Annotated in this window: 16 protein-coding genes; 9 read left to right on the top strand and 7 right to left on the bottom strand. The window is 59.9% G+C overall.

All coding sequences use genetic code 11. The annotated features are described in order from the left end of the window. Positions 1-110: 110 nt before the first annotated feature. Entirely contained in the window at positions 111-4,442 is a 4,332-nt protein-coding gene (locus G5S37_RS32690) for an FHA domain-containing protein (RefSeq protein WP_165205018.1), read from the bottom strand. A 161-nt stretch (positions 4,443-4,603) separates the two neighbouring features. Here G5S37_RS32690 and G5S37_RS14220 point away from each other — a divergent pair, with 161 nt between their 5' ends. The 7 genes from G5S37_RS14220 (at position 4,604) to G5S37_RS14190 (ending at position 9,612) form a co-directional block, all read left to right on the top strand. Further along, positions 4,604-5,038: a GNAT family N-acetyltransferase gene (locus tag G5S37_RS14220; RefSeq protein WP_165205016.1), complete on the top strand. Its 435-nt coding sequence runs from the start codon at positions 4,604-4,606 to the stop codon at positions 5,036-5,038. Positions 5,039-5,066: 28 nt separating this feature from the next. Further along, a complete protein-coding gene (locus tag G5S37_RS14215) occupies positions 5,067-5,588 on the top strand; it encodes a GNAT family N-acetyltransferase (protein ID WP_165205014.1) in 522 nt (173 codons plus the stop codon). 85 nt (positions 5,589-5,673) lie between these two features. Then, a complete protein-coding gene (locus tag G5S37_RS14210; protein WP_240914873.1) occupies positions 5,674-7,215 on the top strand; it encodes a sulfatase in 1,542 nt (513 codons plus the stop codon). Positions 7,216-7,322: 107 nt separating this feature from the next. Continuing rightward, complete coding sequence (locus tag G5S37_RS14205; protein WP_165205012.1) at positions 7,323-7,709, top strand: hypothetical protein; 387 nt, start codon at positions 7,323-7,325, stop codon at positions 7,707-7,709. Positions 7,710-7,862: 153 nt separating this feature from the next. After that, on the top strand, positions 7,863-8,567 hold the full coding sequence (locus G5S37_RS14200; RefSeq protein WP_165205010.1) for an ATP-grasp domain-containing protein: 705 nt from the start codon (positions 7,863-7,865) through the stop codon (positions 8,565-8,567). 35 nt (positions 8,568-8,602) lie between these two features. Beyond that, the gene (locus G5S37_RS14195; protein ID WP_165205008.1) at positions 8,603-9,160 is read left to right on the top strand and encodes a hypothetical protein; all 558 of its coding nucleotides are present in this window, start codon (positions 8,603-8,605) and stop codon (positions 9,158-9,160) included. A 182-nt stretch (positions 9,161-9,342) separates the two neighbouring features. Continuing rightward, positions 9,343-9,612 carry a hypothetical protein gene (locus G5S37_RS14190; RefSeq protein WP_165205006.1) on the top strand — a complete coding sequence of 90 codons (270 nt, stop codon included), beginning with the start codon at positions 9,343-9,345 and terminating at the stop codon, positions 9,610-9,612. A 16-nt stretch (positions 9,613-9,628) separates the two neighbouring features. Here the strand turns inward: G5S37_RS14190 and G5S37_RS14185 are convergent, their stop codons facing one another. Then, positions 9,629-10,810 (bottom strand): MFS transporter, encoded by a 1,182-nt coding sequence (locus tag G5S37_RS14185; RefSeq protein WP_165205004.1) that lies wholly within the window; start codon positions 10,808-10,810, stop codon positions 9,629-9,631. 145 nt (positions 10,811-10,955) lie between these two features. Here G5S37_RS14185 and G5S37_RS14180 point away from each other — a divergent pair, with 145 nt between their 5' ends. Next, positions 10,956-12,128, top strand: coding sequence for a Gfo/Idh/MocA family oxidoreductase (locus tag G5S37_RS14180; RefSeq protein ID WP_165205002.1), 1,173 nt, complete (start codon positions 10,956-10,958; stop codon positions 12,126-12,128). Positions 12,129-12,192: 64 nt separating this feature from the next. Then, positions 12,193-12,957 carry a deoxyribose-phosphate aldolase gene (deoC, locus tag G5S37_RS14175; protein WP_165205000.1) on the top strand — a complete coding sequence of 255 codons (765 nt, stop codon included), beginning with the start codon at positions 12,193-12,195 and terminating at the stop codon, positions 12,955-12,957. Positions 12,958-13,065: 108 nt separating this feature from the next. Here the strand turns inward: deoC and G5S37_RS14170 are convergent, their stop codons facing one another. From G5S37_RS14170 to G5S37_RS14150, 5 genes are all read right to left on the bottom strand, one after another. Next, positions 13,066-13,371, bottom strand: coding sequence for a hypothetical protein (locus G5S37_RS14170; protein ID WP_165204998.1), 306 nt, complete (start codon positions 13,369-13,371; stop codon positions 13,066-13,068). A 55-nt stretch (positions 13,372-13,426) separates the two neighbouring features. Continuing rightward, on the bottom strand, positions 13,427-13,834 hold the full coding sequence (locus G5S37_RS14165) for a helix-turn-helix transcriptional regulator (RefSeq protein ID WP_276617060.1): 408 nt from the start codon (positions 13,832-13,834) through the stop codon (positions 13,427-13,429). Between the two features lie 110 nt (positions 13,835-13,944). Further along, on the bottom strand, positions 13,945-15,378 hold the full coding sequence (ffh, locus tag G5S37_RS14160; protein WP_165204994.1) for a signal recognition particle protein: 1,434 nt from the start codon (positions 15,376-15,378) through the stop codon (positions 13,945-13,947). Positions 15,379-15,425: 47 nt separating this feature from the next. Next, entirely contained in the window at positions 15,426-16,802 is a 1,377-nt protein-coding gene (locus G5S37_RS14155) for a polysaccharide deacetylase family protein (protein ID WP_165204992.1), read from the bottom strand. Between the two features lie 56 nt (positions 16,803-16,858). After that, on the bottom strand, positions 16,859-17,401 hold the full coding sequence (locus tag G5S37_RS14150; protein WP_165204990.1) for a hypothetical protein: 543 nt from the start codon (positions 17,399-17,401) through the stop codon (positions 16,859-16,861). Positions 17,402-17,409: the final 8 nt, after the last annotated feature.

Raw genomic sequence — 17,409 nt, 5'->3', positions numbered from 1 at the left:
AGGTGGCCTCGCCTGCCAGATGAAAGATGGTAGTTCGTCAGGGGCTGCGGACAAGAGTGTCCGCGCTCCTTTGCGATGCCCGGCGCCTTCACCTTGGGATTGACAGCCCCCTACTCCGGCTTCTTGCCCAGAAGCAACTCGCCCATGCCTTTCTCTGAATCAGGCACGTCGTCCATGGGTTCTGGCGCCGAACTCGGCGCTCCCATGGTTCTGAGTTTGGAACGGGGCTCCTGCGAAGGCGCCACGGGGCGGTCGCCCCTGGCGGGAGGTTCACTCTCGACCGTGCTCCTGGCACTGGCAACCGCCCGACCAGCCATGTCCTCCACCATCCGTGCCTCTGCCTGGGCGATATCCGCCTTGCGCACGGCTTCACTGCGAGTGCGCTCGTGATCCAGAATATCCGTCTTCAGCTCAGTGAGCTTGCGCTCGAGTTCCGCGAGGCGCTCGCGGCGCTTCTCCTCCTCCATCTCCGCGATCTCGATCTTGCGCTCGATGGTGGCGAGCTTCTCTTCTTCACGCCGCAGCTTCACCTCGACCTGGCGCTCGTGCTCCTTCAGCATCGGCTCGTTGGAACTGCTCACGTTCTTGCGCGTCTCTTCGCGAGAGCGCTCCTGGCGCAGGAACTCCAGGCGCGTGGCTTCGCGCTGCACACTTTCACGCAGGCGGCTGAGGCGGGCGCGCAGGGCCATCTCTTGCCCCGTGCCTGAGAGCATGGCGCCGGTGCTGGCAGGGCCCACATTCCCACGCTCCTCTGGAGTCTCCGCATCCGCGAAGCCGGGGGGGGCATGCAGTTTGCTCTTGCCCCTGCCTTTGAGTCCCAGTCCCGGTCGGCCGGGAGCAGCGGTGCCTTCTTGGGCAGCCTCACCCTCGCCCGTCGTGGCCATGCCACGCAGGATGGATTCGTTCAGGCTGACACCGCGAGTGCCTTTGTTTGACGCACCAATCAACTGGCCAAGCCCGGCCTTCTCCGCCTCGATTTCCTTCCACAGTTCGCGCGCCTCCGCGGAGTCCTCCGGAAGCGAAGCCAGCCGCGCATACCGCTTGTCCATGGCTTCCTTCCAATCGCGCAGCGGCGCGAGCTTCACCTCCATGTCCGCAAGCTCACGGCGGGTGAGTTCCAGCGTACGGCCCAGTTCCTCCATATGCGCCGTGTGTTCACGGTCCGCCTCTGAGGTGAGTCTGCGCAGCTCTTCGAACCGCCCCCGATCCTCCTGCTCCTTCTGGGCCAGCTGATCCAACTCAGCACGGAGATCCTTCTCCTTGCCGCGCAATACCTCCAGACGTCCGCGGCTTGCCTCCTCCTCGTGATGCAGGGCATCGAGATTCCTCTGCGAAGTGTCGCGCTTGCCTTGCAACTCCTTGAGCCAGGTATCGAGCTCACGGCGCTGAGCCTCGGTCTTCTGCACCCCGGCCTTGGCCTCGGTCAGCTTCTTTTCCGTGTCGGCCAGCTCGTGGCACTGGCGCTCCAGTTCCTGACGCTGGGCGACCGTTTCCTGCAGGGTGGACGTTTCGTGAGCGAGCTCGGTCTGACGCTTGGCGAGTTCCTCCTCGGCAGCCAGTCTCTGCTCCGTGAGCGAAGTCTTAACTGCCGTGGTCTCCGACACAAAGCGGTCATGCTCGTCGGAATGGACCTGCTTGCTCTGCTGCAGCTCGGCGATGTTGGTCTCAAGCAGCGTCCGCGTTTCTGAGCTGTGCGATTCAAACGCGGCCAGCTCTTCCTGCAACTTCAGCGTGTGGGAAGCCAGCGATTCATTCTGCGTTTCGCTGTCTTGCTGGCGGGTGAGCAGCAGGGCAATCGCAGCCGTGAGCGCCGTTTCACGCGCTTCGCTTTCCTGCAATTGCGGTAGCAGGGCCTTCAGGCGGTTTTCGCTTTCCGTGAGTTCGCCAATACTCTTCTCCAGACCGGTGCGCTGCTGCTCAATCGCCTGCAGGCGGCGTTCGGAGACTTTCACCTGGTCCTCTCGGGCCTCCACCAGTTCCTGCACCTTCCTCGCCTGCGCTTCCGCATCGGCAATCTGGCGGCGGAGCTCAATGAGACGCGCATCATAGGTCTCCTGTTCCTTGAGCAGGGTGAGCAACTGCACGCTCATCTGCTCCTTGTTGGAGGTCATGGCCTCGAACTCACGAAGCGCGGCCTCATTCGTGGTTTTGAGGCGCTGCACCTCGCCCTGCCGGAACTCCTCTTCCTTCACGAGCGCATCAATGCCTCCGAGCAGTTCCGTGCGCCGGGCGGTGCACTCTTCAATTACCTTATCCAGATCGGCACGAATCTCGCCGCGCTGGGCATCGGCATCCTTTCCTGCAGCGTCGATTCCCGCCTGCAACTCTGCCCGCACGGACTCCGCCTGGAGCTTCATGGACTCCATGGCCGCCTGGGTATCGACGCGCTTGGCTTCCAAGTCAGCGGTCAGTGCATCCCGAGCAGATTCCGCCTGGAGCTTCATCGACTCCATCGCGGCTTCGAAGTCCACACGCTTGGCTTCGAGATCCGTGGCGACTCCGTCGATCTCACCCTTCAGTTGAGCCTTCTTTTCTTCACCTTGAGCATGGTGTTCCTCGATGGCTTTGAGCACTTCCTCGCGACGCTTCTCTGTTTCCGCGAGTTGAGAGGTCACCACGAAGAGCTGCTTCTCTTCGGCCAGCAACGCATCCAACCTCTCCTGCCCCTGGCGCAAGTTGGCCACGAGTTGCTGCATTTCCCCGTTTGCAGTCTTGTGCTTCGTGCCCAGTGCCTCCAACTCCTGGGTCTCATTCTGGATGGATTCACGCAGCGAGGAGTGTTCCTGAGCGAGCGTGCGACGCTCCTCCTGCATGCGGATGATTTCATCCCGCAGCCGGATCACCTCCGCATCGAGGGTCTTCTGCCGATTCTCAAGCGTCGTGATGACTTCCTTGGCCTCGCCCTCCAGCTTTTTGTAGACGAGGTTCACCAGCTTCTGGTCCAACGCCGGACCCGCAGCCACCTTCACCGGGGTGGTGCTCTTGCTCGGTGCGGTCGCAGGCGCAGTTACAAGTCCCAATGCCGAGGCGTCCGCAAGTGCCAACACCGGCCCAGACGTCTGCTCGGGAGAGGACGGTGTGGAAGGAACTGCGGGAGCCATGGCCTGTGGCTCCACTGCGAGCGATTTCTCTGCCAAAAGCTGCACCACCGGAGAAACAACGGTCGAGACCGGGGCGGACAGTGTCGCAGGTGCCGCGGGCGCTGGAGCGGCTGATTGAGCAGCTTCCGGAGTCACGGGCGTCACCACCGTCGCCTCCTGCTGCGGCGGTTCTTGCGCGGCGGGTACGGTTGGAGCGGGAGATGCCGGGGCTGCCGGAGGCTGTTCTTTCGAGGCTTCGCCGGAAATGACGGTGCTTTCTCCAGCCTTTTGCTTTTCGGGTGTCTCTTGGGCGGAAGGTTTGTTCTCCACACGGGAGTTCTTGTCCCATTCGACATGCTTGCCAGCCTCGGGCGCAGGCGATGCCTCGAGTTTCGTCTCTGCTGCTGGCGAAGAGGCAGATGCAGATGCAGGAGCAGGAACCGGAGGCGCGGCGGGCGCATCCACCTTCTGCGCGACGGGAGCAGGTGCAGGTGAGGGTTCGGCGGCTGCTTCGGTCGCTTTCTGTGCGGGCGCGGGTGTCTCAGCGACAGGGGCAGTAACTACCGTGGCATCGGCCCCCTTCTTGGCACCGCTGTTGTTGTCAGGTGTTGCGTCGCTCGAAGGTGCAAGCGCAGGCGCAGACTCAGCTACGGGAGCCGGAGTATCGGCTACCTTGGCAGAAGGTTGTGCAGAATTTGCAGGCGCAGGAGCGGCCGGTTTCGCTTCCGCGGATTTGGCTGCGGCAGGGGCAGAAGTTTTTGCCTGCGGTGTGGCAGGACCGCCTGCAGGTTGGGGCTTCTCGCTTTGCTTGCCTTTTGCAACCGGAGGCGCATCGGCCTTGCGCTCTGGCTTCCCGCTCTGCACCTCAGCATTTTTCCCACCACCACCGGAGATTTTCCCACCCATGGCTGCGATGACCGATGAGAGGAAGCCTTTCTCAGATTTTTCCTTCGGCTCTCCCTCGGGATTTCCGGAAGGAGCTGCGTCGTTTGGAGAGGGAACACCAGCACTGGCCTGACTGTCACCATTGGATTTCTCGCTGGCCGCTGGTGCCGGCTTTTCAGGCGCTGCCACGATCTCTGTGGAAAACTCTCCCCTCAGCGGACCAAAACTCACCTGGTCTCCGTGACCCAGCATCTTCCGCTCCACGCGCTCACCGTTCACGTAAGTCCCTGCTTTGGAGGCAAGATCCCTTACCTCAAACTTTCCATCGGGGAGGAAATGCAGTTCCGCATGGCGGCTGGAAATGCGGGGGTCATAGACCACGACGTCATTCCCATCGGCACGGCCGATCGTCACTGAGTCATGCAGGGGCACCTCGATCGTTTCGCCGTCGTCGAGAATGAACGTGAGTTTTGCCATGCGTGGAAATGAAACCTCAATCCGGGAGAAGAATCAATGATTTGGTTCAACGGAAACGGCAATCCGAGCACGATATAACGGCCTTCTTGCGCGGTTGAATTATTTGCGCAGACCCAACAAAGGCGGGTTGCCCGGTCGCGTTTCGCTGCTCCCTTTCCGGGATGAATCTGCCGAGCGGCTGCCGCATGATGGAGGGGCATGAGGCCATGGACTACGCGAAAGTACACACCTGGCTGAGTTCCTCCTACTGGACCCCCGGCATCCCGCGGGAACGCATCGAGCACGCCGCCAGGAACTCCGCCCTCGTGCTGGGAGTGGCAGACGCTGAAGGCTCTCAGGTGGCTTTTCTCCGCATCGTTTCTGACAAGACCCGCTTCGCCTATGTGTGCGATGTGTGGGTGGCGGACAGCCACCGGGGCTTGGGTCTCGCCCGCTCCATGGTCCGGTATGCCATGGAGCATCCCGAGTTTTCCACCATCAACACCTGGACCCTCGGCACCAAGGATGCCCAAGGGGTGTACGAGCCCCTCGGTTTTCGCGATGTGAAGGAGGAAGGTGCCTATCCCTATACTTGGATGGTGCATCGCAAAAGCTGACTTTTAAACACTGATTCAACCCCATCTCATGCCCGAAAACGCTTCCTTCCAACTCCGACCTGCCACGCAGGCAGACGCCGCTGGCCTGATAAATCTCATCGTCGCCTTGGCAGACTTTGAAGAACTCGAGCCTCCTGATGAGGAGGCACAGAAGCGCCTGATCGAGCACGCCTTTGGCGAGCGGAAATACTTCGAGCCGTGGCTGGCGTTTGCGGACGACCGGGCTGAGCCGGTGGCCTACGCGATTCTCTTCACCACCTACTCCACATTCCTCGCCAAACCCACGCTCTACCTGGAAGACCTGTTCGTGCTGCCCGAGTACCGCAAGCAGGGCATCGGCGGAGCACTCCTGCGCAAGGTGGTGGAACTCGCTGATGAGCGCGGCTGCGGACGCGTGGAGTGGACCGCCCTGGACTGGAACGTAAATGCCCAGCAGGTGTACGAGCAGAAGGTGGGCGCCCGCCGCATGAGCGAGTGGTACCTCTACCGGATGACCCAAAAGGAAATCGCGAAGTACCTGGGCAAAACGGAGCCAGACGGGCAAGCCTGAGTCCATGGGTGGGGCTGCGATTCGTGGGCCAGTCTGGAAATAGTCCGGGCTTGCCAGCGTTGAACCGGACAGCAAGACTTCGACTATGACTTTCTCACGACGCTTCCTTCTCTCGTGCTCGCTCGCCATGGCGGCCGGTGTGGTGCCGGTCCACAGCCAAGCCCCCGCAGATGCTGCGGCTCCTGCTCCGGCCTTTGCCGCCACAGCCCCAGCCTCCCGGCCGAATGTGCTCATTGTGTTGTGCGATGACCTGCGCGCGGATCACCTGAGCGTGACCGGGCATCCGCACCTGAAGACGCCGAACATCGATCGCGTGGCCAAGGAAGGGGTGCTTTTCCAAAACGCCTTCTGCACCACCTCGCTCTGCTCACCCAGCCGCGCCTCCATCTTGAGCGGGCTGTACGCGCACAAGCATGGCGTACGGGACAATTTCACCGAATTCCCCGCTGATCTTCCCAACCTGCCCAAGCATCTGCAGGCTGCCGGATACGAAACCGGCTATGTCGGCAAGTGGCACATGGGCGAGAACAACGACGAGAAGCGTCCCGGCTTCGACTACTGGGCCTCGCACAAGGGACAGGGCAAGTACTTCGACACCGAGTTCAACGTGGAAGGCGAGCGCAAGGTGCTCCCCGGTTACTACACCACCGTAGCCACCGACCTCGCGACGGGATTCATCAAGAAGGACCACGGCGGCAAGCCCTGGTTCCTCATGCTGGGCCAGAAGGCGCCTCACAGCTTCTACACGCCGGAGGAGAAGTACAAGCATACCTTCGATGACGTCCGTGTCCCCTACCCCAAGTCCGCCTTCATGCTTGATGACAAGCCCACCTGGTACAAGGATCGCCTCTACACCTGGCACGGCATCTACGGCCCCCTCTTTGAGTGGCGGAAGGAATTCCCCAATGACAAGCCGGAAGCCGTGAAGGACTTCGAGAACATGATCCACGGCTACTGGGGCGTGATCCAGAGCCTCGACGACAGCATGGCCACCCTGCTGAAGCTGCTGGAAGAGCGTGGTGAACTGGACAAGACCATCATCGTCTTCATGGGAGACAACGGCCTGCTCAACGGGGAGAACGGCATGGTGGACAAGCGCGCCATGCATGACGCGAGTATCCGCATTCCCATCCTCGTCCGCTATCCCGGGCTCGTGGCTCCGGACAAGGCCAAGGTGGTGAAGCAGCAGGTGCTCACCCTCGACATGGCACCGAGCCTCCTGGAACTCTGCGGCGCGGAAGCCCTGCCCAACATCCACGGCAAGTCCTGGGTGAAGCTGGTGAAGGAGGGAGACAAGCAGTGGCGCGACGGCTGGTTCTACGAGTACAACTACGAGAAACAGTTTCCCTACACGCCCAACGTCCGCGGCGTGCGCACGAATGACTGGAAATACATCCACTACCCCCATGGCGACGACGAGGAAGATCGCCATCTCGCGGAACTCTATGATCTAAAAAACGATCCCGGCGAGACCAAGAACCTCATCAAGTCCCAAGAGGCCAATGCCATGCTGCGCGAGCTTCAGGTGATGATGGCCACCCTCATGGACGCCGCAGGCCTGGAAGACGACAAGATGCCGATTGATGAAGGGGTGAAGAAGGAGCTGCCGGATCAGAAGATTAGGTGACATATCGCCAAACCTTTTTCGTAGCTTTGCTCATGTCCTGGAGCCCGACTCGTTTAGCTGCCTCTGCCGTGGTGCTCACCGTACCCTTTCTCTCGTCTTGTGTAGTCATGTGGATTACAGGCCCTCTGTGGACGCCACCCACAGATGCGGATGTCGCTGCAACGGAAAAGCTGGCGGTCCACCTTCGGCAGGTAAAACCGTTCAACGATCCAGACTACACCTCCATAGCGTATGGTGGATGGGACCAGGATCAGGACATCCCAAAATTGAGTATCCAAGGCGTCATGCATCCAGTGGCTCAGGAACGCTTTCTAGATGAGGTGCGAAAGTGGAAAGACACATCGGAGTTTGATGCCGTCTTGGTCGAGTTTTACGATTATCCCAGGGACGAGTACAGGCTGGTCGCGGTGCTTTCCCGTACTGTGAGGGTGGAACTGGACTCAAATACACACAAAAAGAAGCGAAATGTCCGTGGGGATTCAGGAAGCAGATGAGTGGAAGCTCATTCAATATCCTCACGTCTTCGTCTCGCGAGATCGATAGATTGGCCCCAAGCCATGCACGTCCTTTATCAGGCAAACATCTGGCGTGAGTCTTCATACGACAGGCTCATGAACAGCATGCAGGACTCCGGGAGGTTTACCCTCATGGAGACGCACGTCATACCGTTCACCGAAACCTTGGATCCGGAACCCGCCGTAGAGCCTCAGTTTGTGCTCGGCTCCAACCGTTTTGTAAACATCTGCCGTCAACGGGGATATCCTGTTTTCCAATCATTCCCCCCGCATCCGATTTTTTATGATGCCCATCACTGGCTGAATCGTGGGCGAACCATGACATGGGGCGAACTCAAAAAGGCGGCCTTTGACGAACCCGTTTTTGCGAAACCCTACACCGAGAAATTTTTCACGGGCCGTGTCATTTCCTCTGTTGAGGACATGGAAAAGGTCCAGCTCGCCACCTCATTCATCGGAGATGAGGACGGGGAGCGTATTCTGGTCAGTGCACCAGTCACCCTGGTGCAGGAGGCACGCTTTTTTGTCATCGATGGCGCCATCGTCACTGGCTCCCTTTATCGGGATCGTGGCAATGTTCGCTACGCGCGACTGGGGCAGGAAAGCAACTCATGGCAACGACTGGCGAGAATTCTGGAGGCACGATTCGTTGATGAAGCTTTCGTCATCGATCTGGGGCTGACAGAACACGGCTGGAAAATTGTGGAGATGAACAACATCAACTCGGCTGGCATTTATGACTGTGATACCAATGCCATAGCCAGCGCCCTATACGGATGGCATCTGTCGGGGCGTGGAACGGGAACTGCCGGATCAGAACATCAGGTAGCCATCTGAAGGCAAAGCGCGCTCCAAGTTCGATCAAGCCCCAAATGCCCACCTCGCGGACCTCTGCCAAAACCTACGTTGCCCTGCCCCTCTATGATCGGTGGTGGCTGTTTCGCTCCGTCTCCGGAACCAGGGTCCAGTTGGACAATGGCGCGGTCATTGAATTTGATTTCGAACGGCAGGTTGTTACTTCCATCAAGGAAAGCGAGTCCAGGCAACTGGCCGCACTGGAACCAGCCAACACCTCAAAGTCGATCCATCTTTTCAAGGGCAAGATCCGCGGGAGCACTTTCGAGATTGAGATCGATAAGCATTGGTTTTCAGGAAACACCAATCTCACCGTGGTTCACCACCCCTCCGACCGTCGCATCAGCGTGGTGCCCTTTTATCACACAACCTTCAACCTCTGGGCGGGCCTTCGAATCCACGAACGTTCGTTCGGGTCATGGGCCATCTGGCGGAAAAAGGATGATCCGCTTCAGGACGACCCAGCCTTGAGCGAGGCGTTCATTCTTCACTGCGAGCAAGAGTACGAAGAGCTGGGCCAGGTGCTGGTCGCCATTTTGCTCACTCTGCACAGGAATAGGGGGGGCGTGGACTAGGCATCGCGCTTTCGCACGGCTTCTCCTCGCCGCCCTCCGGGAAATGGCTGGCAATCGTTGATTGTATGCACAAACATCACGACCCGGGCAAACCCTGTCTAAAATTCGGCATCAGGATGGCCATTGCATTTTTTCGACTCATGCCACAACATTGAACGACGTCGACTTAATATCCTCCCACTATGATCTCCCTTTCCTCCCTGCCAGGCACCTTGGGTTTCATTATCTTCCTCGTCGTCTTTCTGGTGACGGTAGTAGTTCATGTGTGCTTCGCCCTTGCCGTGTGGGTGGATGCGGGCTTGATGGAGCAGCATCAGCGTCGCTCAACATTTCTCGTGGGTGGTGGGCTCTGGGCACTTGCTACTCTTCTTGGAGGCGTCTTTGTGGCGGGAATCTACTGGGCCATCCACCACTCCACCCTGCGGCCGCAGCATCCGCCAGGGCAGGAGTAGTTGAGTCGCGAATTGGTTAGACCAACCTCGATGTCTCCTGTGTCTCGCGGCTCCGCCCCTTGTAGGCCAGAGCGAAGAACACAAACACCCCAATGGTGAGCAGCGTCATGCCAGCCCAGAACTTCGGCCAGTTCGTGTGGCCTTCAGTCATACAGAACACACGCCACCAGCCGATGCCGAGGTAGCCGAACAAGTTGCCAAAGCCGCTGGTCATCAGAGTCATCAGGGCTTGCGCTCTTGCGCGCATGCTGGCAGCCACGCGCTGCTCCAGATAAATTTGCGCCGTGATGAAGAATAGGGTGAAGCAGAAGCCGTGCAAGAAGATGCCAAGAACCAGGGCTGAGGTGGAGTTCAGGTAGAACAAGGCATAACGCGCCACCCCAAAGCCGATGCCGGCCAGGAAGACCCACTTCAACCGCAGGCGTGTGAGCACGGCGGATAGAGCCAGCATCGTGATGATTTCCGAGATCTGCCCGATGCCCATGACCATGGTGGCACGCTCGATGCCGAGGTCTTGTAGGTGCAGCACCGTGAAAGGATAAAAGGCCGCCAGTGCCATGTTCAGCAGGGCCGAGGTGATGAATACTACGCGGTGATCCGGATGCGTGAGCAATGGCAGGGCATCCAGTCCCAGCACCTCCTTGATGCTGCGATGCGCCTTGGGAAGCTCCAGTCGACGCTTTTTTGGCAGACTGAACGTGAGGCCTATGGTAATGATCCAGGCAACGCACGCAGCGTATCCGGACACCACCGATTTGTCCGCATGCAGCACGGTACTGACGAGGATGCCTGCCGCCATCCAACCGACCGTTGCCCAGACGCGGATGGGACCGAATTGCTCCTTGGGGTTGCTTAATCGCGAAAGAATCAGGCTGGTGCTCAATCCAAAGGTCGGCACTGACCACAAGGCGTGAATCTGGGTGAGCACCAACACCCACGCGGCTCCCCAGCCCTGCTGGATCGCGAAGTACATGAGGAAGAGAAACACCGTGGACCCGATGCCCAGCATGCGCAGCACCCGCTCAGGCGACCAATGATGGTCCGCCAGTGCTCCCATGGCCAGCGGCGAGATGAAGGCGGCGATGGAGGAGCAGGCAAATGCAAAGGGCACGATGTGCTCCAGCCCGTGCGCTTTCAGCACGGCGCCAAGGTTCACCCCCCAGAACCCCAGGGCACAGGCATGGACGGCGTATAGCACGCACAGCCGCGTCCTGCCTCCGCTTCCGTCCTGATCCATCGCATTACAAGAGACGGGGAAAATCGCCGATGCAATCCTAATTACTGCTTCAGGCAAAATGCTTTGCTTGCGCGGTGGGGATGGCCCGTCTTAGCATGGCCGCCGCATGCCTCTCCCGCTACACCACCTCCGCGCCGGCATCATCGGCACCGGCTTCATTGCTCCTGTTCACATCGAAGCCCTGCGCCGCCTGGGCGTCCAGGTCACCGCTATCTGCGGCTCGACAAAAGCGGCGAAGGCCACGGCGGATCAGTGGGGCATCCCGGAGGTGTACGGCGACTACGACTACGCCGCGATGTATCGCTCGCCGAATGTGGACGTAATCCACATCACCTCGCCGAACCGCGTGCATGTGGAGCAGTCTCTCGCGGCGCTCGCCGCGGGCAAACATGTCATCTGCGAAAAGCCGCTGGGCATGACCTCGGAAGAGACCCAGCGCTGTGTCGAAGCGGCGGCGAAGTCGGACCGCGTCTTTGCGGTGAATTACATGTGCCGCTACTTCCCGGCCATCCTCCAGATACGCGCCATGATTGAGCGCGGGGAGCTGGGCCGCATCATTCATGTGCAGGGCCACTTCTTCCAGGACTGGCTGCTTCATGAAACGGACTACAACTGGCGCGTGCTCGCCAGCGAGGGCGGCAAGCTCCGCGCGGTGGGCGATATCGGCACGCATTGGATCGATGCCGTGTCCTTCGTGCTGGGCGCGAAGGCAGAGTCCGTGTTCGCCACCCTGGAGACATTCCACAAGCAGCGCCTGCGTCCCAAGGGCGAGGTGCAAACCTTCACTCAGGCGAACCCTGCTGACATGGAGCCGTACGAAGTGGATACGGAAGACTTCGGCAGCGTGCTGCTGAAGTTCGGCAAGAGCGCGCACGGCTATGCCAACGGCGTGCATGGCAGCGCTGCGATCTCCCAGGTGGCTGCCGGTTGGAAGTGCAGCCTGTACTTCGGCATCTACGGCACCAAGGGCAGCGTGCAGTGGGAACTACAGGAGCCAAATCACATCGTGTTCGGACGCCGCGATGAGCCAAACCAGATCCTGCAACGCAACACCCCGGGATTCGACAAGGACATTGCCGGATTCACCGACTATCCCGGCGGGCATCCGGAAGGTTTCTCCGATGCGCACAAGATGCACTACCGTGCTGTGTATGAGCACATCGCCAGCGGCAAGAAGTCCCCTGCCCTCTTTGCCAGTGCCGAGGACGGCCATCACGAGGTGAAGCTCTGCGAAGCCATCCTCAAAAGCCACGAAAAGCAAACGTGGGTGAATGCCTAGCCCGATTCCTCCGTACCATCTCCCATCAGCGAATCACCTCATTTCACTTCAACCGATACGAGCCATGAAATACTCCTACGAAGACCTTGCCGGGATGATCGACCACTCCCTCCTGCAGCCCTTCATGACGGACGCAGAGCTGAAGGCCGGCTGCGAACTGGCGAAGAAGTACAACGTCGCCTCCGTGTGCATCAAGCCCTACGCCGTGAAGGATGCGGTGAAGTGGCTCGCGGGCAGCGACGTGAAGGTGGGCGCCGTGATCGGATTTCCCCACGGGAACAGCACTTCTGAGAGCAAGCGTTATGAAACCGAGCTCGCCTGCAACGATGGCGCGGTGGAGATCGACATGGTGATCAACATCGGCAAGGCCCTCAGCGGTGAGTGGGGCTATGTGCGTGATGACGTGCAGGCCGTATGTGATGAGGCTCACAAGCACGGCGCGAAGGTGAAGGTGATCTTTGAAAACGACTTCATCACCGACGACGCCGTGAAGGTGAAGCTCTGCGAAGTCTGCGCCGGTGCCGGTGCCGACTGGGTGAAGACCTCCACCGGCTACGGCTTCGGCAAGCAGGCGGACGGCTCCTACAACTACAAAGGCGCCACCGAGCACGACCTCGCCCTCATGCGCAAGAGCTCACCGCCCACTGTCCAGGTGAAAGCCGCCGGCGGCGTGCGCGATCTGGATGGCCTCATCCGCGTGCGTGACCTCGGCGCCACTCGCTGCGGTGCTTCCGCGACGGCTGCGATGCTGGATGAATATCGCCGACGCGAAGCCTCCGGCGAGAACGGCAATGGCAAGGCCGGGAAGATTGGCGCGGGCGGGTATTGAGCAGAATGTAGAAGGCTTCTCCAGAAGCCTTTCATCTGTGACTGGGTAATGCATGCAGAGTTTCGCTGCATGCGTGCTTCATAGCTCGCGGATTTGGTCAGGAGTAGATCATGTCCCAGCTTCGAATTCTTCGTTCAACCCTTTTTGAAGGGTATCGATATCATCATATAGCACCGTCCAAGGAAGCTGGTCTGGACGCTGCTCTACTTTTCCGTGCCACATCAGATGGACAACGCCGAAGCGTCCATCACGCAGGAATACCAGGACATCGTCTGATCCCTGATGCCGCCCAAAGATAGTCGCTCCTGTATGCCAGAGCGGATGCCCAGAGCTGAGTTCCCTATCGAGTTCCGTTTGAAGAAGCCTCCATTCGCTTTCGTTGCGTACAGGAATCCATGGTTCTTGCCAGGACATGGATGGGGTGGGAACCATGGGTATCGGTGCGCGTTTCGTTCAGTGGACCGTTACCTCACAAACTCAAAATCACTCGATGCCAGTGGATGCCAAGCTCCCGGCAGAGCTCCTGCAGGCCATCAATGCTCATGTCCTCAAGCAAACGCTCGGGCGGCTCCATGCACGCACTCAACCACCAACCAACGGCATCCTCGAACGACTCCAGCGTGATCCCACGGGCAAGACACTGCGCGTGAATGAGCTGGACCAATTCGGTGGCTGTAACTGGCGACTCTGCAGTCTCGACAGCAAACAATTCGCCCGGATGGATGCCGAGAACCCGGCAGAACTGTCGCACGTGGTTCGGCGAGTAACAGAGTGAAAGCTCATCGTCGTAGCTCTCAATGCCCCAAACCGACGGCGACGAGATATCCATGAGTCGTGCTGCCTCATCGTGCGAGAGTCCCGCACGCTCACGAAACATGCGGAAGCGAACCTCTGGTAGCGTGGTAGCGGGCATGGCGTGTGAAGTGGGCTACCAAGATGATGGCCCATGAAAGGCTTCTGGAGAAGCCTTCTACATTGCGGGAACCACTAAAACCTGAACCCCCGCGGACGCTTGCGGATCTTCGGCATCTTGCCGCCGCCCATGCCGCCCATTCCACCACCGCCGCCACCTCCCATGAGGCCGGCCATGTCGGAGGGCATGCCACCGGCACCGCCCATCATCGAGCCCATGAGGCCCTTCATCATGCCCTTGTTGCCCATCACCTTGCGCATCATCTCGAATTGCTTGATGAGCTGATTCACCTCCACCACAGGACGTCCGCAACCACCCGCGATGCGCTTGCGACGGCTGCCGTTGATGATTTCGGGATGGCTGCGCTCCTTCGGTGTCATGGAGAGGATGATGGCCTCCGTGTGCTTCATGCGGTTTTCATCCACATTGAGGTCCTTCAGCTTGCCCATGCCCGGCAGCATGCCGAGGATGCTCTCCAGCGGCCCGAGGCGCTTCATGAACTTCATCTGGCCAAGGAAGTCGTTGAAGTCGAACTTCGCCTGCTGCACACGCTTGGCGAGGCGTTCGGCGTCCTCCATGTCGATGGCCTCCGCAGCCTTCTCCACGAGCGACACCACGTCGCCCATGCCGAGAATGCGCTGGGCCATGCGGTCCGGATGGAACACTTCGAGCTGCTCCATCTTCTCGCCCACCCCGACGAACTTCACGGGGCAACCGGTGACCTGCTTCATGGAGAGAAGCGCACCACCACGCGCATCACCGTCGAGCTTCGTAAGGATCAGGCCAGTGACACCAATGGAATCATTGAACGTCTTCGCCACGCTCACAGCCTGCTGACCAGTAGCGGCGTCTGCGACGAGGAGCACTTCCTGCGGCTGCAAGAAGTCGCGAATCTTCACCAGCTCGGCCAGCAGTTCATCGTCCACCTCCTGGCGACCGGCGGTGTCATAGATGGCGATGCCGCCACCCTGCTGCTTCACCCACTCCATGCCCTGCTGCGCGGCGCGCACGGCATCTTTCTCATCCGGCGAAGGCTGGAACACGGGCACGCCGATGCTCTCGCCGAGCACGGCAAGCTGCTTCACGGCGGCGGGACGGAAGACGTCGCACGCCACCAGAAGCGGGCGCTTGCCCTGCTTCTTCAGCAGCAGCGCGAGCTTCGCGGAGGTGGTGGTCTTACCAGCACCGTTCAGACCGGAGACGAGGATGCGCTGCGGCTGGCCGAGATCCAGCGGAGCAGTCTCCTTGCCGAAAAGCTCCACGACCTCATCGTGGAAAATTTTCACAATCTGCTGCGAAGGCGAAACGGTGCGCAGCACCTCTTCACCCAGCGCCTTGGTCTTGATGGTTTCAATCAGGTCTTTGGCGACCTTGAAATCCACATCCGCCTCCAGCAGAGCCATGCGGATCTCCCGCATGGTTTCGGCGATATTGCTCTCGGTGATTTTGGCGTGACCGCGAAGCTTCTTGAAGGCACCCTCGAGTTTTTCTTGCAGCAGGGAAAGCATGTGGTGTGAAGAGGTGTCGAAATGTTAAGTCGGCCAGTGCAGAATGACTAGGCCTTGGGAGAAGCGGGCGGTGCGGGAGATGGGGCGGGAGCAGCCTCGGCGGCTTGTTGCGGGAGGTAGGCGGCTTTCTTGTCGACCTTGAACTGCCAGCTCACGAGCTCGTCTTTGTCCGCACCCACCCGGCGGAAGCTCAGCATCACATTGCAGGTCTCCAGGCGGATCTTCTGCGGCATGCGGAAGCTGACCACCTGGGTGGCTGGGTCATATCTCGCGAGCACGGTCCCGAAGCCGCCGACTTTCAGCACCAGGCTTTCGGGAATGATGGGACCAAGTTTTGAGAGATTAGCCTCAATGACGGGCAGGCGATCCGTGATGGTGGTATTCGGCTCAGGCTTCAGCGTCACCAGCTTTTCACCCTGCTCATTTACCGCGTCCGTCTTGACGAAGCGGCTGTCGGAAATGCTCTTGCCGCCGCCGTAGAAATTCGTCGCCACGCGGAAGTTTGCATCCTGGTCGCCGAGCTGAGTGAAGCGTGGAAGCTCACCCGAGTGGGTATCCCAGTTCAGCTTCTGCGGATTCACCGTCACCGCCGCATCATAGCCGGCTTCCATCACCTGCTTTACGATATCCGCATTCTTGTCACCATACGGATAGGCAAAGGTGCGGCACGGCAGCTGGAAGGTCTCTTCCAGCCAGCGCTTGGATTCGTGGATCTCCTCGTGCAGCCAGGCCTGGTACTGCTCCGGCGACTTGCTGCGGCGCATCTGGGCCATGGCCTGGTGGGAGACGCTGTGGCTGCCGAGTTCGCCGCCATTGGCCAGCATCTCCTTGATCTGAGCCACCGTCATGCTGCGTCCCGCGCCACCAACATACTTTTTGTAGAGGTACAAGGTGAAGGGGTATCCGAACTCCTTGAGAATCGGATACGCAATCTCATGCACACCCACCCAGCCGTCATCCAGGGTGATGACCACGGCGGCTTCCGGGATGTTCTTTTCACCCTTCTTCCACGCCAGTAGATCGGACATGGGAATGACAGGAATGTTCGCGTCCTTGAGCGCCTGCATCTGCGCGCGGAAGACACCCTTGCTCACCATCATCTCATTCCGCGGGATGCGTTCCACGAAATCGTGATACAGCAGAATGGAAACGACCGAGGAACGATTGAGCTCAAAGGGCAGCGCCTTGGGCACCTCACCGAAATCCACCTTCGCTGAGAAGACGTTGTCGCCTTCCATGCCCTTCTGCAGCTGTTCCTCCTCCGCGGTGAGCGGGTTCTCCACAGGCGCAGGCGGTGCCTCCTGCTTCGGCGGTTGCTTCGGAAGCAGTTCCTTGAGCTTCTCGCACGAAGGGGCCAGCATCAGCAGGCCCGCCAGCGCGAGGAGCGTGGCGAGATGAAACAAAGATGGGGGGCGGCGCTTCATTTCAGCAGAACGCTGACCATAGCACAGCGGCCCGTCCACGAAAGCGAAACGGGAGCTTAATATCCACGCTGCCGAAGCAGCCTATCCAGCTCGCGCTGAAAGGCCGGAATGTCCGTGGGCGGGGGCTGATATCCGGGTTCCGGCGGCTGGAGGCCCAGCCTGCCGAACTGATCCACGTACCAGCCACCGGTCTTGCCGTCGCTGAAGGTCACCTTGCCACTGACCATGGTGCCAGGCACCGTGATCGCGTCGAGAGACACGCTCAGCATACTGGCGCCACCCTCAGGCAGCATTTCGGCGTCGTCTTGAAGCAGTTCCGCCTCGGCTTCGGTCAGCTCATCGGAGTACGCTCCGTCGTCAGGCCCGGCTCCCGCTCCCGGCATGGGTTCCTCGGGGGCCGGATCTTCTGGCTTGGGTTCCTCCGCCTGCTTCTTTTCCTGAATCTTCAGGCCCAGCTCCATCACGAGCAGGCGCGCATCCAGATAGGTCAGCGTGATGTCGAACTCACGCTTGAGCCTGTCCTGCACCTCATTGAGGGAAGCGCCCTCCGCCACCCACTGGGTGACGGTCTTCTTCTGTTCTTCCGAAAGTTGAGCCATAAGGAGGA

This window comes from Roseimicrobium sp. ORNL1 (assembly GCF_011044495.1).
Taxonomy (GTDB): Bacteria; Verrucomicrobiota; Verrucomicrobiia; order Verrucomicrobiales; family Verrucomicrobiaceae; genus Roseimicrobium.
This window is presented reverse-complemented; position numbering and strand designations above follow the sequence as displayed.